This is a genomic window from Methylobacterium sp. NFXW15, assembly GCF_049887755.1.
GTDB lineage: Bacteria > Pseudomonadota > Alphaproteobacteria > Rhizobiales > Beijerinckiaceae > Methylobacterium.
Map to the genome: position 1 here is coordinate 35,299 of NZ_JAGEKG010000006.1, position 20,365 is coordinate 55,663.

At 64.6% G+C, this 20,365-nt stretch carries 17 protein-coding genes and 1 pseudogene; 7 read left to right on the top strand and 11 right to left on the bottom strand.

All coding sequences use genetic code 11. The annotated features are described in order from the left end of the window. Window positions 1–2: 2 nt before the first annotated feature. The 8 genes from J4O73_RS14645 to tssJ are packed head-to-tail and all read right to left on the bottom strand — an operon-like array spanning window position 3 to window position 9,246. Window positions 3–644, bottom strand: coding sequence for a DUF3540 domain-containing protein (locus J4O73_RS14645; RefSeq protein ID WP_426218440.1), 642 nt, complete (start codon window positions 642–644; stop codon window positions 3–5). Next, window positions 641–1,777 carry a hypothetical protein gene (locus tag J4O73_RS14650; RefSeq protein ID WP_426218442.1) on the bottom strand — a complete coding sequence of 379 codons (1,137 nt, stop codon included), beginning with the start codon at window positions 1,775–1,777 and terminating at the stop codon, window positions 641–643. The genes J4O73_RS14645 and J4O73_RS14650 overlap by 4 nt, the downstream gene beginning before the upstream one ends. Before the next feature lie 26 nt (window positions 1,778–1,803). After that, on the bottom strand, window positions 1,804–2,205 hold the full coding sequence (locus J4O73_RS14655; protein ID WP_426218444.1) for a PAAR-like domain-containing protein: 402 nt from the start codon (window positions 2,203–2,205) through the stop codon (window positions 1,804–1,806). Window positions 2,206–2,209: 4 nt separating this feature from the next. Continuing rightward, on the bottom strand, window positions 2,210–3,283 hold the full coding sequence (locus J4O73_RS14660) for a pentapeptide repeat-containing protein (RefSeq protein WP_426218445.1): 1,074 nt from the start codon (window positions 3,281–3,283) through the stop codon (window positions 2,210–2,212). Beyond that, complete coding sequence (locus tag J4O73_RS14665) at window positions 3,276–5,651, bottom strand: pentapeptide repeat-containing protein (protein ID WP_426218446.1); 2,376 nt, start codon at window positions 5,649–5,651, stop codon at window positions 3,276–3,278. Before J4O73_RS14665 ends, J4O73_RS14660 begins: the two co-directional genes overlap by 8 nt. Next, window positions 5,648–6,550, bottom strand: coding sequence for a type IVB secretion system protein IcmH/DotU (gene icmH / locus J4O73_RS14670; RefSeq protein ID WP_426218448.1), 903 nt, complete (start codon window positions 6,548–6,550; stop codon window positions 5,648–5,650). Before icmH ends, J4O73_RS14665 begins: the two co-directional genes overlap by 4 nt. Continuing rightward, window positions 6,547–7,863, bottom strand: coding sequence for a type VI secretion system baseplate subunit TssK (gene tssK / locus J4O73_RS14675; RefSeq protein ID WP_426218450.1), 1,317 nt, complete (start codon window positions 7,861–7,863; stop codon window positions 6,547–6,549). Before tssK ends, icmH begins: the two co-directional genes overlap by 4 nt. 54 nt (window positions 7,864–7,917) lie before the next feature. Beyond that, on the bottom strand, window positions 7,918–9,246 hold the full coding sequence (gene tssJ / locus J4O73_RS14680; protein ID WP_426218452.1) for a type VI secretion system lipoprotein TssJ: 1,329 nt from the start codon (window positions 9,244–9,246) through the stop codon (window positions 7,918–7,920). A 479-nt stretch (window positions 9,247–9,725) separates the two neighbouring features. On the opposite strand from tssJ, the gene J4O73_RS14685 reads away from it, so the two are divergent. Further along, window positions 9,726–10,325: an OmpA family protein gene (locus J4O73_RS14685; RefSeq protein ID WP_426218454.1), complete on the top strand. Its 600-nt coding sequence runs from the start codon at window positions 9,726–9,728 to the stop codon at window positions 10,323–10,325. A 199-nt stretch (window positions 10,326–10,524) separates the two neighbouring features. Beyond that, on the top strand, window positions 10,525–11,271 hold the full coding sequence (lexA, locus tag J4O73_RS14690) for a transcriptional repressor LexA (protein ID WP_426218959.1): 747 nt from the start codon (window positions 10,525–10,527) through the stop codon (window positions 11,269–11,271). On the opposite strand, the pseudogene J4O73_RS14695 reads toward lexA, so the two are convergent. Together J4O73_RS14695 and J4O73_RS14700 are read right to left on the bottom strand one after the other, a co-directional pair. Next, window positions 11,265–12,608 (bottom strand): annotated as a pseudogene (locus J4O73_RS14695) (ComEC/Rec2 family competence protein); the annotation flags it as partial. The gene lexA and the pseudogene J4O73_RS14695 overlap by 7 nt on opposite strands. Window positions 12,609–12,867: 259 nt before the next feature. Beyond that, window positions 12,868–13,230 (bottom strand): hypothetical protein, encoded by a 363-nt coding sequence (locus J4O73_RS14700; RefSeq protein ID WP_426218456.1) that lies wholly within the window; start codon window positions 13,228–13,230, stop codon window positions 12,868–12,870. Between the two features lie 79 nt (window positions 13,231–13,309). Between J4O73_RS14700 and J4O73_RS14705 the strand changes: the two genes are divergently transcribed. The 4 genes from J4O73_RS14705 (at window position 13,310) to J4O73_RS14720 (ending at window position 18,537) form a co-directional block, all read left to right on the top strand. Then, window positions 13,310–14,866: a recombinase family protein gene (locus tag J4O73_RS14705; RefSeq protein WP_426218458.1), complete on the top strand. Its 1,557-nt coding sequence runs from the start codon at window positions 13,310–13,312 to the stop codon at window positions 14,864–14,866. After that, window positions 14,863–15,765 (top strand): plasmid partitioning protein RepB C-terminal domain-containing protein, encoded by a 903-nt coding sequence (locus tag J4O73_RS14710; RefSeq protein ID WP_426218460.1) that lies wholly within the window; start codon window positions 14,863–14,865, stop codon window positions 15,763–15,765. Before J4O73_RS14705 ends, J4O73_RS14710 begins: the two co-directional genes overlap by 4 nt. Continuing rightward, window positions 15,762–16,670 (top strand): plasmid partitioning protein RepB C-terminal domain-containing protein, encoded by a 909-nt coding sequence (locus tag J4O73_RS14715; protein WP_426218462.1) that lies wholly within the window; start codon window positions 15,762–15,764, stop codon window positions 16,668–16,670. The genes J4O73_RS14710 and J4O73_RS14715 overlap by 4 nt, the downstream gene beginning before the upstream one ends. Before the next feature lie 85 nt (window positions 16,671–16,755). Next, the gene (locus J4O73_RS14720) at window positions 16,756–18,537 is read left to right on the top strand and encodes a recombinase family protein (RefSeq protein WP_426218464.1); all 1,782 of its coding nucleotides are present in this window, start codon (window positions 16,756–16,758) and stop codon (window positions 18,535–18,537) included. Window positions 18,538–18,565: 28 nt separating this feature from the next. On the opposite strand, the gene J4O73_RS14725 is transcribed toward J4O73_RS14720, so the two are convergent. Further along, the gene (locus tag J4O73_RS14725; protein ID WP_426218466.1) at window positions 18,566–19,258 is read right to left on the bottom strand and encodes a DNA-binding protein; all 693 of its coding nucleotides are present in this window, start codon (window positions 19,256–19,258) and stop codon (window positions 18,566–18,568) included. Between the two features lie 256 nt (window positions 19,259–19,514). Here J4O73_RS14725 and J4O73_RS14730 point away from each other — a divergent pair, with 256 nt between their 5' ends. After that, window positions 19,515–20,363, top strand: coding sequence for a metallophosphoesterase (locus J4O73_RS14730; protein ID WP_426218468.1), 849 nt, complete (start codon window positions 19,515–19,517; stop codon window positions 20,361–20,363). Window positions 20,364–20,365 lie beyond the last annotated feature (2 nt).

Sequence of the window (20,365 nt, forward strand, 5' to 3'; positions counted from 1 at the left end):
GCTCAGCCCATGGAGATGCGTTTGCCGTCCATCCGCAGATCCTCCGAGACCGCGACGACCTTGCTCTGTGCCGTCTCGCTGGCGATCCCGGTGACCTTTACGAGATGCGTCTCCGCCCGCAGCGAGTCCGTGCCATCCACGATGGCCGTACGGTCGCCCGCCTTCTCGATCAGCGTCCCCGCGCTGGTCTCGTGGCAGCGGGCCGAGAGGGTGAAGCGCTCGACGACGCCGGTGATGGCATTGCCGAGCCACGTCGTCGTCTCGGCCATGAGCGCGAGGCTGCGTCCCTGGAGATCGAGCCGGTCGCCCCTGAGCGCGAGGCGGCGGCGGCCGGTCAGGGTCAGCGTTTCACCCGCGACGGCAATCGCCCCGTCGCCGGGCAGCGCCAGGACTGCCCCGGTCGAACCGTCCCGCTGGAGCACCTGAAGCACGAAGCTGTCCCCGCCCTCGCGGAGCACCAGAACGGAATCGCCGGGCCGGGGGCGGATCAGGCAGCCGAAAGCGATGCTGGCGGAGCGGAGCTGCCCCTCTTCGTTGAGGTCGAGCCTCTCTCCGGTCTCGGAGATCGCGATGACCGTCGCACGGGTGAACGAAGGCACGGGAATGGAGGCGGGCGCCACACGGCGCAATTGGCGGGTGCTCATAGGAACATCGTCATCCCTGCCTGGACGCTCTTGATCGCGTCGACCTTCTCCGACATGAGTTTGCCGGCCTTTGTCTCAATATCCTTCTTCGAGTCTTTGAAATCTGATTTTTCCAAATCTGTGTGATTCTTTGTAATAGATATATTGTTGATCGATATGCTCTTGTTTGTAAATTTTAGATCGGTCTGGCCGACAACTTTGAAGTCGCTGTCGGACAGGAACTTTCTGTCATTGACGCCATTTTTCTGATCGAGGCCCGTAACCGTCTTGAACGTATTTCCAAAATTAAATTTATGTTCAATCCCAATTATCGTGTCTTTCTTCGTGCCATTTATTGTGTTCTCCTGCCTGCCAATTGTATAATTTCTATCGCTTGAAATTGTCAGTGTTAGGCGACCTCCAAGCCTAATATATTGATCGAGGCCGACTATAATCGTGTGCGATGCCGATAATTTTACGACACTTTCGGCACCGACCATCAGCGTTGATTTAAGGCCGAGAAATTCTTCTGATTTCGCGCCAACAAAGACTTTGTGCGTATTTCCAGAAACCTTTTCTTTTAAGTCTCCAAAGGCGACCTGAGTCATATGCCCTTCCGCAACGATATGAATGTTGCTGGGTGCCGCCTTTGTCCCGGCGTGAAGGGTGATCCCGCTCTGCGCGAACAGGTCGTGCTTGCCGTTCAGAACCGAGTAGGCGGAGTCGCAATCGGTGACCTGGGTGACGTGGCCCTGCCCGTACTTCTGCAGCACGGCGCCGCCCACGGTCTCGTTGAGGTCGTGGTCGGTGTAGAGCAGGACGCCGTCGTTCGAGGACGCGATGGGGGCGGACGGGATCGCTTCCAGTGAAAGGGCGCCCGACGACGGCGCACCAAAGGAGGCGGAGTAGTCCGGGCCCATGAGGCCGACGCCGTCTGCCGCGCTTTCTTCCTGCATCGCGGGCGTGCCCGACACCTTGCTCCGCGTCGTGGCCAAGTGAGTGACCAGTGGGGTCTCCTCACTGTTGTAAGCGACGTAGCTTCCCAGGCGGAAATAGGAAGAGTCCTTGAACGGGGCGTTCGGTTGCTCCGGTTGCAACAAGCGCAGGAAGGGGCGCCCCGCCCGTCCGGTGTCGTTTTGCGTCGTGTTCGTCATTGGCACCTCCTCTCTCGGCATGGGCCTCAGCGCATCGCCATGACCTTGATCTGCGATGGGGCGACGGTGATCCCGATCACGTTGGGACACAGACCGTTCTGCTTCGCGGGCATCCCGAACTTCGCGACCGGCGATCCGCACACGAATACGTTGCTCGAGCCCATCATCGCACCCGCCGGGCCCATGACGAGCCCCGACATGACGCCCATCAGGACACCGGGACTGTCGCCCATCGTCATCGGCATCACGGTACACAGGTTGTGGACCGGCAGGTTCAGAGCGAACACATGGTACTGGCTCGGGACTGCGGTGCAGAGCATGACGATGTTGGCATAGGGGATCGGGACCGGAATCGGGCCGATCGGCGTCTTGCACACGTCCATGCAGCCCAGGTTCATGCCGCCTGCATTCGCATTCCAGAATGACATCGCTTCACACCTTGGCGGCGAGCGCCCGGACGACGCTCGGATCGTAGAGTTCGCCAACGGCGCGTGCGCTCACTGTGTCGAGCCTTGTGCCGCGGTGGCCGTGGAAGATTGCGCCGTCGGTCCGCGCGCAGTGGAAATTGGTGCGCAGGAAGTGGGCGTTGCTGAAATCCGCCCGGGCGAGGTCAGCATGGTGGAACTGCGCATCATCGAGCCGGGCCCCACGGAAGGTCGCGGCCTCCGCCTCGGCACGGTGAAAAACGGTGCAAGGAAGCTGGGCCGCGTCGAAGCAGGCTCCCGCCGCACGGGCATCCTGGAACACGGCGTTGTCGAGGTGCGCCCCAGTGAAATCCGCACCGCTGAGATTCGCCCCCGCGAAGATGGTGGATGACGCTTTGGCCCGCCTCAGCGTCGCGCCCATGAGGCTCGCGTCCATGAAGCCCGAGCCGGTGAGGTCGACACCGGACAGGTTCGCCCGGTCGAGTTTCGCCCTCAGCAGGTTCATCCGCGTCAGGGTGAGTCCTCGCAGATCCCGATCAGTGAGGTCGCACTCGGCGAGGAGAACAAGGTCGCAGCGTAGATCGGTGAGAACCGCCTGGCGCAGGTCGGCCTTGGTGAAGGCCACGTTGACGAGTGTCGCCCCGGATAGATCGATGCCTTGGAGCATGCAGTCCAAGAACACGGATTCCTCTGACCTGCAGCGGGCGAGCGCCGCCGCGGCGAGGTCGCAGCGGAGCAGGCTCGCCCGTGTCAGCGCGGCGGCGGCGAAGGACGATCCCGTCAGGGTGCAACTCGTGAAGGTCGCCCCGTGCAGATGGGCCTCGCGCCACGTGCTGTCCGGCATGGTGCAGCGGACGAAGGTCGTGTTCCCCATGCTGGCCCCGTCGAACCGGCAACCGGTCAGGTCGCAGTCGCAAAAGGTCATCCGCGTGAGGTGGGCATTGGTGAAGTCGGCGCCCCGAAGGCTGGTCGTCAGCACCGTGCCGTCCGTCAGTCTCGCCCCGGCCAAGGCAGCGCCGTCGAGGGTTCCGCCTTGGTAGGGATGGTCGTGGGCGAGATGGGCGAGCCAATCCTCAATCATCGCTCGCGACCTCGAACAGGGTCCGGCCGAGATTGGCACCGGCGAGATCGGCGCCGGTGAGACGAGCATCGGCAAGGTCGGCGCCATAGAGGTTGGCCGAGGCGAAGCAGGTCCCGCGCAGGTCCGCCCGGTTGAGCTGCGCCTCCCACAGGTTGGCAAAGCTGAAATCCGCCCCGCCGAGGTCGTTGCGCGACAGGATCGCCCGCTTGAGCGACGACGCCCGCAAGTTCGCCTGCGACAGCCTCGACTCCACGAAGCAGGCACCGTCGAGCCGGGCGCGCTCGAACGACGCCCCGCGTAGGTCCGTCGTCTGGGCGCTGAACCGCTGAGCCTTCATCCGGGTGAAGTGCGCGCCCCGCAGATCGACCTCGCCCGCGAAGGTCACCCGGGTGAGCGTCGCATCACTGAAGTCGGCTCCCTCCGCGCGGACCATCAGGAAGCCGATCTCCGTCAAACGCGATCCGGGGAAGGCGATGTTCGCGCAGTCGCTGTCCAGGATCTGGATCCGCTCGACGGACGCGCCGGTCCAGTCCGTTCCCGACAGCGCGCACCGTGTGAGGATGCAGCCCGAGACCCGTGCCCTCCGGAAGGAGGCGCCCTCGAGCGCGATTCCCATGGCGGTGACGTCGGACAACTCGGCCTCGTCGAAGATCGCCTCAGCGAAACGGGCCTCGGCGACGTTTGCGTCGGCGAGGCGCGCGCCAACGAACCTAGCCCGCGTCGCGTCCACGGCGGCGAGATTGGCCGAGCCGAGATCGCAGCCGGTGAAATCGGTGCCGACGAGCGAGGCGCCGCACAGGGTCGCCCCGGAAAGCCGCGCCCCGATCAGGGACGCCCCATCGAGCCGCACGCTCTCTAGGAACGCCCCCGAAAGGTCGCACCCGGAGAGGTCGGCTCCGGACAGGTCGGCTCCCGCGAGATCTCGCCCCGCCAGCGAAACACCGTTGTGGGCCTCATCGAGGATCAGATCGCCGAAGGAGCGGGCCACGGCGGGGGTGAGCGGTTCCTCCGGCCGGGTCGGCACCGGCGACGCCTGCCGCATCGCAGCCGCAGCCTTGAGGCTCGCGTCTTCCGCCGCCGCCATCCTCTCCGTCAGGTCGGCGGACAGGGAGGCCATGTCTGCCCTTGCCTGCGCCAGCGCCTCGGCGGGCGTAGCGTATGGATCGCGCGCCGGACCTGACGCCTCAATGAGCGCGGACACGGCCGCCATGGCCCCGCCCGGAGGAGCGTCGAGGTTGGGGTAGGAGCGGCGAAGCGCGGCGTCGATCTCTGCGAGCCCGCTCTTCACCGTCGTCGCGCTACCCTCCGGGAGGGCGGGATCGTTGTCGAGACGATCAAGGATTTCGGCGAGGGGGGCGTCTGCGGGAGGCTTCGTTTCGGTCGTCCGCCCGAGAGGCTCCCAGTCGCCACCCTCGGGGATGCTCAGCCCGTCCAGGCCGGCGAGCAGGCCTGCGAAGGGGCGACCCTCGGGTAGGCCGAGGAAACGTGCCCGCGCGAGCGCCAGTTGAGCGCTCTCATCGACGGCCGGACGGGCCGCCGCCAGTATGCTCCGGCGCCAATCCTTCGCCTCCTCCAGCGTCGCGACCAGATCCGCTTGGTCTCGCGCCGCCGGAGGCAGGGACGAGGGGGCGGGAAGGTGTGCGAGGGCCGCGTCGAGCTCGGCGGGCAGCTGCGGCTGATCGAGAGCGTCAAACAGACGGTCGATCGCAGTCGGGTCCGCCTGCTCATCGTTCAGGGCGGCCAGGGCTTGGCGCTTCGGCTCGAACTCGGCCTGCACGTCCGCGAGACGGGTCTCGGCGTCGCGATGGACCGCCTCCAACGCATCGAGCAACGCCGCAAGATCGATCTCTCCGGCTGCGATCTCCTCAGGGAGAGGCAAGGGCAGTTCGGGCTCGTCCGGTCCCACGCCCGGGGGGGACGGCCATAAGGCGGGCGGCAGGCCGGATTGCGCCAACTGGCGGTGCTGGACCCAGGCCAGATTTTCGGCACGCTTCTCTTGCTTCGCCGCGTCGCGCGCGCGGCGGGCGGCGGAGCGCGCGTCGATCAGCTCCCGTGAGCGGGCGGGCGTAAGCTGGTGGTCGGACAGGGCATCCGCGGCGGTGGCGGTCGCGCCACTGTCGAGAAGCGAGCGGATCATCCGGGCATTGGCCCGACGGGCGAGAATGAGCCGCAGTAACGTGCCGCCGAAGAACAGGACCAGGATCAGGGCGATCGCTCCCGCCCGGATCTCCACCGGGACGAGGGGCGCCCACGATCCGACGACGAGGAACGGCCCGCCGAGCCAGATCGCCGCGCAGAGAGCGGCGACCCCGATGAGGGCGAGCAATCCGCGAAGGCTGGCGAAGCCGAGGAGATAGGCGCGGATCACGGCGTGGCTCCCTGTGTGGGAGCACTGCGTTCGAGCGCCTGCATCGTGGCCACGACCGGCGCGGCCTCGGCCGCGAGCCTGTATCGCTGATAGCTGTAGACGCAGACGAGGAAGAAGCCCGCCAGCGCGAAGACGATCCAGAGGGGCAGAAAATCCCGCAGCGTCGCGTCGGCACCGGTGCCGCGCCAGCCGCGCGACAATTCGGCGGGCGGCGGCGGCAGGTGCCGTGCCAGGAGATGCCTCAGATCCTCGCGCAGGGCGTCGAGGCGGTCGCGGCCATCCTCGCGTACGCGGTACAGCCCCTCGAACCCGAGTAGGAGGGCCGCTTCGATGAGCTTCAGGAGTGGAAGGTTCGTCGCCGGATCGCGCTTCGCCCGTTCGAGGATGGCGAAGACGTTCTCGCCGCCCCAGGTCTCCCCGTGGAAGCGGTTCAGCAGCGAGTTCGTCGACCAATCGCTGGTCGTCCCCCAGGAGGTCGTCATGACCGCCTCATCGACCAGCGCGCACAGGATATAGCGCGCGGTTTGCACCTGCTGCGGCGGCGCCCCCGTGCGGGCGGCCGCCTCGTCGAAGCGATAGATCCGGTCGATGACCTCGCTGCGCAGCTTCGCCACGTCCGCTTGGGCAACGCCGCCGGCGAGGCGGGCGACGAGGGTGAGGAGCGGCGATGCTGCGGCCACCAGGGCATCCGGCGACGGCGCGCCCGAATCCGCTTGAGCGGCGGCCTCCGTCGCGTCGATCCCGGCGGACGGAGGTGTGGACGCCGGTAGGCGCGGGGAAGCGGGATCGAGACCGTCGAGGAGGCCGTTTGCCGGCAGGCCCGGCCCGCCCGGGGGGGACAATCGCGCCGGACGGTAGCCGATGACGGTCGGCGGATCGAACTCGAGCGAGGCACTCATGGCCGCTTGCCCCGAATGGCCCAGAATTCAAGATGGAGATCCGGGTAATCGCCGCTGACGTGGAAGGCGAAGGCCGCCGAGCGGACCAGTCCGCGCCAGAGTTCGCCGGTTCGATCGAGCTCGAAATAGACGGCACCCTGCATGAACGGTAGTTCCCGAGGGGCGGCGGGCAGAGCCCGCAAGGGCAAGCCGGGCAGTTGCAGGTTTACAAGGTCGCGGATGACGTCCACAGAGCCGATCTTGAGCGAGACCGGCAGCTGGCTCCGCACGGTCTCGGCCGGCATGCTGGCCATCGCGATCAGGACGAAGCGCGCATCCTGGAACAGTGTCCGGTCGCTGATCGCGGCGGTGCGCACCCCGTAGCCGCGATCCTCCAGCGGCAGCGCCACGGCGGTGCGGGACACGACCACCGTCAGCCATTGCCTCAACCGGTCGAGGACCGGGCGGAACGCCCCGTCGAGGGCGAGATGCCGGTAGGCGGGGAAGTCGTCTTCGCGGCGGCGGGACTCATGGAACGTCGAGAGCTGGCCTGCGAGCGCCAAGGCGGCCCGGTAGATCGGCTCCGGATGCAGGCCCGGCGTCGTCGCGAAGTGGTCGAACACCGCCTCCTGCCCGTTGATGACGGTCAGGGCGATCAGATCGACCAGCCTCGCGCTCTCGGTACTCGCCACGCCGGTCTCCGCCTGCCCCGCCAGGGTCTCGGCCCGGCTGCGCAACAGGGCGCGGATCTCCTCGACGATGCTCATCAGGCGTGGGGAGGCATGGGCATCGAGGCAGGGCGGGATATAGCTCTCGTCGAGAATCACCGCTCCGGCCGCATCGACCTCCGCGATCCGCGCGATGGGCAGCGTGACCGTGCCGTCCTCCGCCTCCCCGTCGAGGAGCAGCCGTACCGCGAGCTGGCCCACCATGAGGCTGACGGGTTGCCGTTCGGGCGCCGTCACATCCCGCGCCATCTGCTCAACGGGCTGGTACCGGTTGCCGGTCTCGCCGCCCAGCGCACGCAGGCCGACCGCGAGCTTTACGAGGACATTGCGCGCCTGGGGTGCGATGGCGCGCGGCTCGATGACGAGGCCCGTCTCGGTCTCGATCACCGTGCCGTCGGGCATCACCGCGCTGACGGAGCGGAGGGCGAAGCGGCCGAGCGGCAGCAATTCGCTGGCGAGGACGAGCCGCCGGACACCCCAGCCGAAGGCGCTGAGCCCGCCGACCCGACCCTCGACGAGAGATTCGATCCACCGGTCGTATTGCTGGAAATGCTGGGGGCGGACCAGCATCCCCTCCGACCAGAGCGGCTTGCTCACCACCGTCATCGCCCGGCGCTCCGGTGGCAGATCCTAAGTGCAGGAAGGCTAATCATCGTTCGACTAGAAGAGTCCGTACTTGCTCGAGGTGTGCTGGAGGGTCAGCGTCACCGTCGTCGCATTGATCTTGATGAGGAAAGCGTTGTCGCGTCCCTCCGCGAGATCGGCCGTGGCCCGCCACTCAGCGGCGCTGATCTGTCGAAATCCGGCGATGACGCCGATGTGCCGGGTCGCGGACGGTGTTTCCCGCGTGAACACCTTCTTCTCGCCCGGCTTCAGCTCGAATTCGCGCTTGGCTACGAGATCCGGTCCGAGCTTGCCCGTATCGTTGTCGAGCAGTTCGAAGAAACTCGCCTGCTCGAAGACGCTCGTGGCCTTGAGCTCGTAGATGCGAACCACCACCGGCGACGGCACGTCGCTTTCGTTGGTGTTGATCTCGTCATCCGCATCGAGGGTGAAAGCGAGCGCGGTCGTCTTCTCCGAGGCGGGGGTCACGGCGCAGGCGCTGACCCATGGGGCTACCATCCCGGCCGCCAGCCAGCCGCACAGATCGCGCCGCAATGGAACGGGTGGCCGAAGGCGTTTCACCGTCACTGCGCGCGCGCTCCGGCCGGCATGATCTCGGTTTGGATGAAGTGCCGGATCGTCAGATCGATAGCGCTGGCTGCCTCCGTCGGCAGGCCGACCGCACCCTCCTCCGTCGGGCTGCCCTGTGGCAGGATCCACCGGCGGCGGGGCCGCCTTCGCCGGTGTGGAGGGCGTTGGAACAGGAAGCCGGTTCCGGGCTGCCTCCTCCTCTTCACGTTGCCGTTCGGCCTCGGCGAGGGCGCGGCGAATGGCATCCCGATGAGCCGCCAAGGCTCGGGTCAGTTCGCGCAGCGAGAACGTGTCCCGCGTCATCCGCTCGGTCACGAGCTGGTCGATGTCGCCGATTGCATCGAAGGCATAGAGGATGGCCGCCGCGTCGTCCTCGCCCGGCGCTGCCGTGCAGAGATGCGCCGCGCGACCCGCCAGCCATTCGAGGGCGCCGATCCGTGCGCGCTTTCGTGAGACGGGCGGCTGCATGGTCGCCCAATGGCGACCGATCATCTCTCTCAGAAGACCGAGCCCGGCGGCAAGGCCGCGATACCCCTCCACCCGGAACAGCGCGTAAGCCAACCAGCAGCCGACCACGAGGTCTTTGCCGTAGCTCTCGAGAATGAACAGGCAGAGGCGCACGACTTCCGGCCAATCGACGGCCGCAGGCCCCTCCGCCTCCATTGCATGAAGTCGGGATTCGAGATCCTCGTATTCCGGCGTATCGCGCAAGTCATACGCGGCACCGGCCTTGTTGAAGTCCGAGGCGCCGATGACGATCCGCGGATCCGAGAATGTCGTGTGAGATTCTTGCACCGGTCGACTGTCGTTGGAAGCTGCCCACCTGTCCTTTCGAACCCACTGTCCACATTCGATGACGTTGCTGTGACGAACAGGCTTTTAGGCCGACAGATCCATATCAAAATTTGGATTAGTAGTCGTAAATTTGGCTATTTAGTCTATAATCTACCAGATATAACAACATTATTGAGCAACTTAGTATCAAATGCAACTCTCACGGCAATCACCGGCATTATGAAATTCGGTGGCTGATACAAAAAATCTGTTTTGCGTATAATCCGTGTAGTCAGATCAAAACAACGCAACTTAATGTATCTAGAATTTTGATAACAAATTCTTTGGTTGTATCTCAAATGCGTGATGCGTCACAAAACTTACATGGATGATGCGCAGGCATAAGGGACTTACATTGCGGGAAGACGGTTCGATCGTCCCCGGCTCGCTTCTTCGGCGGTATCGTCGGCGCCGGCGGTTGGCATAGGATGTAATGGCAGTTGAGTGCGAATATTCGATATCGATATTTTCAGATCGGTTGCTATAGCATCATGATTGTGGGTCTTGTCTGTCTATTGGCGCTCATCTTTCCGTCAATGCTTCCCGCGCCGAAGGTCGACGTACCCACGCAGATCACGGTGTCGCTTGGCTCGAAGCCCAGCCAGCTGGACCGGATCCGAGCGGCCCTCGCCGAGGAGATCGCCGCCGGATCCGTGGCAGTGGAGCCGTTCGGCAGTTGGATCGCCGTGCGCATCAGCAACGGCGTCGTCTTCGCCTCCGGCGAGCCGCACGTCATACCGGCCAGTCTGGCGATCCTACGCAAAATTGCCGACGTGGTTCAGGCCGAAAAGGGGCCGGTGCGTATCGTAGGCTACACGGACGATCAGCCAATCCGGTCGGCGCGGATCTTCCGGGACAATCAGGCGCTGTCCCTCGCGCGTGCGGAGGCGGTGGCCGCCCTGATCCGCCCTGCCCTCTCGGAGACCGGACGGATCACTGTCGGCGGGCGCGGCGCGGACGAGCCGATCACCGAGAATGCGACGCCGGAAGGCCGCGCGCGCAACCGCCGTGTCGAGGTGTTGATCACCCGGCAGCCGTGAGGGCGGCCGACGGTTCGCGACGACGCTGGCAGCATCCATCCGGTCGGCGACACGCCAACGAGCGATGACACGCCGCCACCGACGAAAATCCGCCCGCCACCCTTAATGCCAAGCTTGTCTCTTGCAGAACACTTGCGGAACGCTTAACGTGTTCGCGATTTGTTTCAACGCGCCCGCCGCCATTCTGCGAGACCTGATCATGCTCACGCGTAAGCAGCTGGACCTCCTACGCTTCATCCAGCAGCGGATGCAGGAATGTGGGGTGCCGCCCTCGTTCGACGAGATGAAGGACGCTCTCGATCTCAAGTCGAAATCCGGAATCCACCGTCTGATCACCGCGCTGGAGGAGCGGGGCTTCCTGCGCCGTCTTCCCAATCGGGCGCGGGCGATCGAGGTGATCCGCCTGCCGGACGCCCTCGGGCGTGGTCCGGAGGCCGCCGAGGCTGCCGCCGCCTCGGCACCGGAGCCGCGCCGGTTTACCCCGAGCGTGGTCGAGGGCGGTCTGTCCAAGCAGCCGCCTGCCTCCCCTGCCCCGGCCCAGCCACGGGCCTACGAGGAATTCCGGGGGGTCTCGATTCCCGTCATGGGGCGGATTGCGGCGGGCACGCCCATCGCTGCCATCCAGAACCAGAGCCACTCCGTCACCATGTCGCCGGACTTCCTGGCGGGTGGCGAGCATTACGCCCTGGAGGTGCGAGGCGATTCGATGGTCGAAGCCGGCATCCTCGACGGTGACCTCGTGGTCATCCGCAAGCAGGAGACGGCCAATACCGGCGACATCATCGTCGCGCTGATCGACGATGAGGAGGCGACCCTCAAGCGTCTTCGTCGGCGCGGCTCCTCCATCGCTCTCGAAGCCGCGAACCCGGCCTACGAGACCCGCGTGCTCGGACCGGACCGGGTGCGGATCCAGGGCCGCCTCGTCAGCCTCGTGCGGCGTTACTGATCGACGGGGGACTCCCACTCCGGCGGCGTCTCCTCGGCGGGCTTTGCGGCGGGGGTGGGTCGCCAGGGTGGATGGCGTCCGGACGCATGGGCGTGGAGCGGCGCGAGGGAGCCGCCACTCAGGCTTAGCGAGGCGGCGCCCTGATCGGACAGGCGTCGCCGGTCGAGGATGAGGGGCGCTGCGCAACTCGACGGGGCCGTCAGCGCCGTGATGACGATGGCCGCGCGGGCGCAATCCTCGGGGAAGGCGCGGCTGTCCTTCACCAGCGCGATCGCCCGTCCATCCGTGAGGTGGGCGGTGCAGCCGAGGCGGTCGCAGCGGCCCGGTTGGGACGCGGCGAGGAGGTCGGCGGCCCGGCGATCGTCGCCATCGGCCTTCAGCCATTGCTCCAGAACGAAGCGCGAGGGCTTGCCGAGCAGGGTGAGGTGTCCGTCCGCGCCGCGCAGGGCAGCGCCCGTCCCCTGGCGATCGACATAGAGATCCTGCCGTTGCGGAAAGGCCGCGAGGGCGAGCCCGGCCAGGGCCGGTAGGAGGGCCAAGCGGCGCAGGCGCGAGGCGGGCAACGTGGCCAGCAGGAGCGCCGCCGCCAGCAGCAGCAGCGCCCCGGTGCCGAAGGCGGGCACCACCAGCACGGAGCGTCCGAAACCGGCGATCCATTCGGAGATGGCGAGCATCCCGGCCACCGCTTGCCCCATCACCCACCAGACGGGGTGATCGAGGGCGAAGGGATAGGCCACTGTCCCGAGCACGGCGCAGGGCATCACGACCAGTGACACGAGGGGGAGTGTCAGGGCGTTGCCGAGTACGCCGAAGGGCTGAACCGTCTGGAAATGGTAGGTCGCGAAGGGGGCTGTCGCGACCTGTGCGACGAGGGTCGTGGCCAGCGTGCCGACGATCCCCCGTGCGACGACGCCCGCCACTCGTCCGACCCGGCCTGCGCCGGGGCTGAGGAACAGCCTGCCATCGATGAGTCGTGCGCAGGCGACGAGTCCCGCCACGGCACCGAAGGACATCTGGAAGCTCGGGCCGAGCAGGGCCTCCGGTTCGCGCGCGAGGCAGACCAGGGCCGCGAGCGCGAGGTTGCGCAGGGACAGGGCGGGACGGTCCACGAGGATCGCCCCCAGCATGATGAGCGTCATGATGAGGCTGCGCTCGGCGGCGATGTCCCAGCCGGAAAAGGCACAATAGGCGGTCGCCCCCGCCATGGCCGCCCCGGCCGCGATCTTCTTGATGGGCCAGAGCAGTGCGAGGTGCGGCACCAGGGCGAGCAGGGCCCGGACGAGCCAGAACACCACGCCCGCCGCCAGCACCATGTGCAGGCCCGAGATCGACACAACAATGTTGCGTGTTGGCCGGCGATTAGGTCGCGTGGCTGAGCGTTGCGGTTGGTCGAGAGCGAGCTTCCCGTAGCCGCTGTCGTAGGTGCGCACAGGTACCGCGAGCTTCGTCGGGCTTCTGAGTTTGTGCAGGGTTGTAGGACTGCCAGCGCGAAAGCCTGCAGACCTCGCTGCCACACCCAGAAGGCGTGGCAGCGAGCTGTAACGACGCGCTACGACATGTCTTCGCAGGAAGTTGGTCAGACCGCGCGTGCTGCGGTTAGGTTGGTGAGTTTTCGTCTTGCGCCATCAAATCCAGAACTGCGAGAGCTTGGCGAAGTCGCTGGCGTGCCTCCTCAACCCGGGTAAAGGCGAACCGGTCTGCGCGACCGGCGGAGTTAAGAAACGCCTCTAGCATTTCCGGACAATGTTGGACGAGGCCGCGAAAATGATGGCCACGTGGCGCGCAAGATCCCGAAAACCAGTTTTTGACGGTCCTCTCGCCGGCTCCCGTCCATCGCGCAACCAGCTTGACTGATGCTGGGCGGTCGCCCAGCGCCCCTCTCAGCACAGTAGAAACCATCTCGGCGAACGACACCTCGTCGTTGCCACGAAAATACTTGCCCGTCTTCGGAAATGACATTCCACGCTCCTGTGCCTAGCTACGCCAAGACGCGGACTCCGGCTGGCGTCCCGAGGGAAAGGTTGCGAGGGAGCGAGGCGTGCGGTTGGGCAGGGCCAAGGGCAACTCGGGAGACGAGGCAGTCCGCGCGGTTGCCTACGTGCGAATGTCGACTGATCTTCAGCGGTACTCGACCGAAAATCAGCTCGACCGCATCCGGCGCTTTGCTGAGGTTCGGGGCTTCGAGATTGTCCGGATCTATGAGGACGCCGGCCGCAGCGGCCTCACAATCGACGGGCGCGAGGCGCTCCAGCGGCTGATGGCGGACGTTACCTCTGGTGACCCCGATTTCCAGGCCATCCTAGCCTACGACGTAAGCCGATGGGGCCGCTTCCAGGACGCAGATGAGGGGGCTTACCACGAGCACGTCTGCCGCCGCGCCGGCATCAGCGTGCACTACTGCGCCGAGCAGTTTGAGAACGACGGCAGCATTGGATCTACCCTGCTTAAAGCAGTCAAGCGCGTGATGGCTGGCGAATACAGCCGGGAGTTGTCGGTCAAAGTCTTCGCTGGCCAGTGCAGGCTGGTCCAGCGCGGCTACCGGCAGGGCGGCATGGCCGGCTACGGCTTACGGCGTCTACTCGTTGACGAACATGGGGACACCAAGGCGGAACTCGCTCGCGGCGAGCGGAAGAGCCTCCAGACTGATCGCGTCATCCTCGTCCCTGGTCCGCGCCAAGAGGTGGAGACGGTGCAGCGCATGTACCGCTTGTTCACCTCGGGGGTGGGTGAGCGCGAGATTGCTGACGAACTTAATCGCGACGGGATCGCGACGGACCTTGGTCGCGCCTGGACGAGAGGCACGGTCCACCAAGTGCTCACAAACCCCAAGTACGTCGGCGACAACGTCTTTAATCGTGTGTCGTGCAAGCTGAGGCAGTGCCGAACCACGAACGACCCCTCACTGTGGGTCGTAGCCAAGGGCGCGTTCGCGCCCCTGGTCGAGGCATCCGTATTCGCACGTGCCAGAGCGATTGTCGAAGAACGCAGCCGTAGGTTCGACGACGGGGAGCTTCTGGCTCTACTGACCGAACTTCTGCACGTCACGGGGGCCCTATCGAGCCTCGTCATCGACGAGCGCGACGACATGCCGTCGAGCAGCGTCTACCGACACCGCTTCGGAAGCCTACTGCGAGCTTACCAACTCGTTGGCTACGCACCTGACCGCGACTACCGCTATCTGGAGGTCAACCGTCGTCTTCGTTCGCTTCATCCCGAGGTGGTAGCGATGGTTGTCGCAGGGCTGGAGGACGCGGGCGGCGAGGTATTCCGCGATCCAGTTACGGACCTGCTTGAGTGCAACGGCGAGTTCACCGCCTCGGTTGTGATCGTCCGGTATCAAGAGACAGCTGCTGGATCGGCGCGGTGGCGGATACGCTTCGATGCGGGCCTCGCCCCCGATGTCACCGTCGCCGTGCGTATGGGGCCGGGGAACACCGCGCCGCTCGACTACTACATCCTACCGCGCATCGACATGACAGAGCCGCAACTGCGCCTAGCTGAGTGGAACGGGCTCTCGCTCGACGGATACCGTTTTGATGACCTCGAATTTTTCTTCTCGCTAGCTGCAAGGGTCAAGCTCACGGAGGCTGCATGATGGAGGAAGTCGTGAGCAGGCGGGTTGATATGATCCCCGTGGACCGGATCACAGTGCTGAATCCTCGTGCTCGCGAAAAGCGCAAATTTAGGGAAATCGTCGAGAACATTAGTGCAGTGGGCTTGAAGCGCCCAATAACGGTCACACGCATTCCGTCGGATGACGGGGTCCCCGCCTACGGCGTCGTATGCGGCGAGGGGCGCCTCAAGGCTTGCGTTGCCCTCGGACAGACCGAGGTCGCTGCCGTGGTCGTAGAGGCCAGCGAGCAAGACTGCCTAGTGATGAGCTTGGTGGAGAACTGTGCCCGGCGGCAGCACCGCCCCGCAGACCTACTCCACGACGTCGGAACCATGCGCAAGCGTGGCTATTCTGACACCCAGATCGCGGCCAAGATCGGATTCACACAGCAGTGGGTTAGCATGGTCGGTGGCCTGATCGAGAGAGGGGAGGAACGCCTCCTAGCCGCGGTCGAGAGCGGCGTCCTCCCGCTACGTGTCGCCGCAGAAATTGCGCGGACCGACGAAGAAGGTCTGCAAGGTCTTCTCTCGCAGGCCTACGCTGAGGGGAAGCTCTCTGGTGGCAAGCTCGTCAAGGTGCGTCGCCTCCTTGAAGCCCGTAGCAGACGGGGGCGTAAGGCTGACGACAATCCTTATGGCAAGAAGCACCAGCCCCGGCGTCCAACCTCGACCGCTGCGCTGCTACGCGTCTTCCAGCAAGAGGCTGACCGTCAGCGGGTTTTTGTTAAAAAGGCCGAGGTCACACAGTCCCGGTTGATGTTCGTGGTCGAGGCCCTGCGTCAGCTCAAGGAGGACGGAAACTTCGTAACACTGCTTTGCACCGAAAACCTCGACAGCATGCCGTCTGACCTCGACGCCCGCGTTTCCGGGAGGCGGGCATGAGCGTGGTCGGGACGCGAGACTTCATCCTGGGATTCGAGCCCGAACTGCTCGTAGTCCAGATCGCTGCGCTGATGCCGGTCAAGACGTTGCGGCCCACGTTGAAGGCAAGCCACATGTACACCCAAATCTCCCAATCAATCCGGGAGATCGGCCTAGTGGAGCCCCCTGTTATCGCCCGAGATCCAGCAACTCCGGGCCGCTACCTGCTTCTCGATGGTCATCTTCGAATTGAAGTCCTCAAAGACCAGGGCCGGATTGACGTCGAGTGCCTTGTGTCTACTGATGATGAGGCCATGACCTATAATCGAAGCGTCAACCGGATCTCACCGGTGATGCAGCGAGCTATGATCTTGCGCGCCTTGGAACGAGGAGTGCCCGAGGCGAAGATCGCTGCCGCGATGTCCCTGGAGGCGGCCAGCGTGAAGCGGCGCGTGAAGATGCTCGACGGCATCTGCGCCGAGGCCATTTCGCAGCTCAATGATAGGCACTGTCCGCTCGCTGTGTTCGATATCCTTCGGAAGATGAAGCCATTGCGCCAGATGGCTGCCGCAGAGCTGATGATTCAGCACAACAATTTTAGCGTGGCCTACGCGTCCGCCATTTTGACTGGCACCCCGGTGGCAGACCTTGTCGGCGGGACGAAGCCAACGCCCAAGAATGTGACTCCGGCCGCGATGGCACGGCTGGAGCGGGAGCTAGACAATTTGCAATCAGCCGTAGGCGAGGTGCAGGAATCGTTCAGCCGCGATAATTTACATCTGACGGTTGCCAAAGGATACCTGAAGAAATTGCTAGCTAATCGGTCAGTGTATCAATTTTTGACCGACAACTATCCCGAAATTCTTGAGCAGTTCCAGACTATTGCGGACGTGACGTCGACCCTACCTTCAAATGCAGCTGCATAACGATATTGAAGACATTGCGACATGGTTGCGGGTAGGCCGGCATTCGTCTTACGAACAGGCGTGATGGAAAAGCCTGGGCGGTGACATGGCTGACAGGGGCGGAAGCGAAGCGGAGCCGGCCCCGGCAACCGCTTATTCATACATACGGCTGAGCTCGAAGCGTCAGTCGAATACTGGTGATAAGAAGGCCTATCGTGATGGCCTGAGGCGCCAGATCGCCCTCCGCGACGAGTATCTCGCCGCCCACCCACATCTCACGCTCGACACTACGTTCTCTCTCCACGACATCGGCGTGTCCGCCTTCACGATGGCCAACATCGCAAAGGGCGGCGACGGCAAGCTTGCACTGTTCCAGCAGGCGGTGGATGAGGGGCGCATCGCCAAGGGCAGCTACCTGCTCGTCGAAAGCCTCGACCGGATCTCGCGCGCGAGCGTCCCGGTTGCGCAGCACATGCTACTGAGCTTGGTGAACGCCGGCATCATCGTCGTGTCGATCTCAGACAGGATGACATATCGGCAGGCCCCGGACGATCTCACCTCCCAAGCCGCCTTCCTAGTCTCGGTGATGTCCCTCATGCGGGCGCACGAGGAATCATTGATGAAGTCCAAGCGTCTCAAGGAGACGTGGGAGGAGAAGCGGAGGAACATCGGGACCAGAAGGCTGACCTCCCGCGTCCCGGGTTGGTTGCACGAGGTCAATGGCGTCCTCGAAGTGCACCCGAAGCGCGGCGCCGTGGTGAAGGAGATCATGGAACTGCTCGCGGACGGCTGGGGCCGCGACCGCATAGCTAGGCACTTGAACGCGAACAACGTCGAATGCTGGGGGCACGGCCGTTCCTGGCACGGGGGAACCGTCCAGAAGATCACCGACAACAAGGCGTTGCTGGGCGAGTTCCAGCCGCACATGCTCAAGCACTCGGAACGGGCGGGTATCCGGGTCGCAAAGCGAGTGCCTGTGGGTGACCCGATACCCGATTATTTCCCTCGCGCGGTGAGCGACGAGCTTTGGGCCGCGGCCCGCGTAAAGGCCAACCAGAGGCGCCTTGGACGTGCCCCCAACGCTGGCGGCCGGCAGGGCACACGGGTCACCAACCTGTTCGGTGCGGTCGCTACATGCGCAGTATGCATGAAGCCAATGAACTACCGCGACCGTGGACCGCGCTCGACGCCGGTCCTGCGGTGCTCGTCGGAGCGGGCCGGTACCTGCACCAACGACTACCGCATCCCCTATCACGACACCGAGGCCGCGATCCTTCTCTGGCTGGTGAAGCTCGACCTGACTGGCGGCGCGCCCGGCGAGCTCGCAAGGCACGAGGAAGCCTTGCGAAGCAAGGCGGCCGAGCGTGACGAGCTTCAGGTCCGAGGTGAGACCATCGTGCGGGAATTCGAGGAGGATCAACGCTTCGCGAAGGCACACCTCGCCGAGATACGGGCCAAGGTGCAGGCATGCGAGGCCGCCATGGCCGACCTCACTGGCAAGATCGCCGCGTTGAGGCTCGACGGCGGTCATGACGTGCGCTCTGCGGCCATCGACCGTCTAAGGGACCTCCATAGGTTGGGAGCAAGCGATGAGGAGATCTTCGCGGCAAGGATGCGGATCCGGCAGATCATCCGGGACACCTTCGAGGCGATGTGGTGCTATCCGGACGGCTGCATCGAGATCTTCACCATCGACAGAGGTTACCACCTCTTCCGGGATGGATATTGGTGGAACGACGATGACCGTATCTGGGTGCCATCGGTCGGCGCGATGACCGGTATCCCATATCGCGCCACCAGGGCGGAGTTGGCGCGCCGGGCGCAGTGGCTAGAGCAAGCCCATCGCCATGTACCCCAGATCAAGCTCAGAAACGGAGAGACCCTTTAAGACCTGGCAGGGATTCCATCCTGAGGATTTAGGCAGCTGGTCGGGCTACGCTGCCATCGTCGAGCACACGCAGGTACCTCCCATATTTCGCGCGTACCTTCATCTTTTCCTTGAGGGTGCTAGGCGTCAACTTCTCCTTCGCCATGGAAGATCCTCGGGTGGTCCACGGTTTAAGCTGGGCCAGGATTTCTTCGGCCGTGATTGACCCCTCCGGCGGCAGGAGAGAGTGAACTTCCTGCATCACACGATCCCAGAAGGCTTCGGCGCGGGCATCACTCAATAGCTTGCTGGTTTTGTCGAGGGCCAACTGCAGTCGTTTTGCCTCCTCCTCTGCCGCGGCAAGCCGTGCGACCAAGCCGTTTACCGTCGCCTGCGCTTCATCCAACTGGCCGAGCAAGTTCTCTCGGTCCTCAGCCTCATCACGCCGAATGGTTTGGAGGGCATCGCGCTCGTGCTGCCATGCGTAAGCCGCCTCGACCTGCGCCGTTTTCCAGGCGTCCTTTGCGAATTCTGCCAGCTTCACACGAATTCGTTCTGGAACATCCTTTATGCCCAGGTCGGCTTTGTAGGCACGCTCGTCCCGCCATGCATCGAGGTGAGCAAGGATATCCCGGGGCGAGCCACCGTTAATGAGACGTTCCTGAATGTTGCGCCTAGATGGACGCTGGCCCGCTGCCCAGAGCTCATCGGCGACTCGAAATACCTCTTCTTTCGTCGGCACGGCATCACCTCTCCTCCGTGATTAAGGTGCCTCCGTTTGCCTAAGACTCTGTTGAGCACCCAGGGTACCAAGTACCGGTATATGGTACCTATGTGTTGTGGAAGGCCACACTGATCCCTTGCCCTGCAGCGTCGCCCAGGCGATCGGTCGGCAATCTCAGGAGGCCCTAATCGTGAAACGCCGCGCAGAAACCCAATCCGACTGATCCAGGAGCGCCCCGCTGGGTGCGGAGCCTCCGCGTTTTCGCGAGGCTCGAATGCCTACAAACATCCCTGTAAGCACCGCCAACCACTGTAGCCCTAGAGCCGAGCCGTTGCGCCTGTGGGCATTCAGTGACCTGCATCAGGAGCACGCGGAGAACGCTTGGGATCCGGCCGCCCCTGCGCCCGCCGGCGGCTTCGATGTCGCCGTGATTGCCGGCGACGTCCACATGCCCCTAACCCGAGCCCTCGACTGGCTGGGCGAGCGCATGCCCTGCGTCCCGGTCGTCTACGTGCCGGGCAACCACGATTTCTGGTGGGACCGGAGCGAGGACCGCTACACGATCTACGACCAGATGGAGCGTGGACGGGAGCGGGCGACCGCGCTCGGCATTCACCTGTTGCTCGACGATGCGGTCGTGATCGGCGGCACGAGATTCCTCGGCGGCACCCTATGGACGAACTTCCGATTGGGATCTTTCGGGCTCACGCACGCCCTCAGGACCGCCCAGGGCCGCAATGGTATGTTGGACTACCGGCGCATCAGGACGGGGCCCCGCTCCCGGAACAGGATCGAACCAGGCGAGGTGTTGGCGATGCACCGGGCGACGCAAGCCTTCATCGAAGGCGAGCTCACCCGGCCGCACGATGGCCCGACCGTGGTCGTGACCCATCACGCCCCGCACCCGTCCAGCCTGCCGGGACTGCATGCCGATTTGGCGTGGTGCTATGCATCGGACATGACGGACCTGATCCTGGACTGCGGACCCGACATCTGGATCCACGGTCACGTGCACCGGGCAGCCGACTATCGGGTCGGGCGGACGCGTATAGTCTGCAATCCGCGGGGGCACGCGGACGAGGTCACGGGTTTTCTGCCTGGCCTCGTCGTCGAGTGCGGTTGATC

Excerpts from the sequence above, each read along its gene's own strand:
- J4O73_RS14720 (WP_426218464.1), top strand. The coding sequence starts at position 16,756 with ATGGCTGACAGGGGCGGAAGCGAAGCGGAGCCGGCCCCGGCAACCGCT.
- J4O73_RS14700 (WP_426218456.1), bottom strand. The coding sequence starts at position 13,230 with ATGTCATTTCCGAAGACGGGCAAGTATTTTCGTGGCAACGACGAGGTG.
- tssK (WP_426218450.1), bottom strand. The coding sequence starts at position 7,863 with ATGACGGTGGTGAGCAAGCCGCTCTGGTCGGAGGGGATGCTGGTCCGC.
- J4O73_RS14710 (WP_426218460.1), top strand. The coding sequence starts at position 14,863 with ATGATGGAGGAAGTCGTGAGCAGGCGGGTTGATATGATCCCCGTGGAC.
- J4O73_RS14715 (WP_426218462.1), top strand. The coding sequence starts at position 15,762 with ATGAGCGTGGTCGGGACGCGAGACTTCATCCTGGGATTCGAGCCCGAA.
- lexA (WP_426218959.1), top strand. The coding sequence starts at position 10,525 with ATGCTCACGCGTAAGCAGCTGGACCTCCTACGCTTCATCCAGCAGCGG.
- J4O73_RS14660 (WP_426218445.1), bottom strand. The coding sequence starts at position 3,283 with ATGATTGAGGATTGGCTCGCCCATCTCGCCCACGACCATCCCTACCAA.
- J4O73_RS14645 (WP_426218440.1), bottom strand. The coding sequence starts at position 644 with ATGAGCACCCGCCAATTGCGCCGTGTGGCGCCCGCCTCCATTCCCGTG.
- J4O73_RS14650 (WP_426218442.1), bottom strand. The coding sequence starts at position 1,777 with ATGACGAACACGACGCAAAACGACACCGGACGGGCGGGGCGCCCCTTC.
- J4O73_RS14655 (WP_426218444.1), bottom strand. The coding sequence starts at position 2,205 with ATGTCATTCTGGAATGCGAATGCAGGCGGCATGAACCTGGGCTGCATG.
- icmH (WP_426218448.1), bottom strand. The coding sequence starts at position 6,550 with ATGAGTGCCTCGCTCGAGTTCGATCCGCCGACCGTCATCGGCTACCGT.
- J4O73_RS14730 (WP_426218468.1), top strand. The coding sequence starts at position 19,515 with ATGCCTACAAACATCCCTGTAAGCACCGCCAACCACTGTAGCCCTAGA.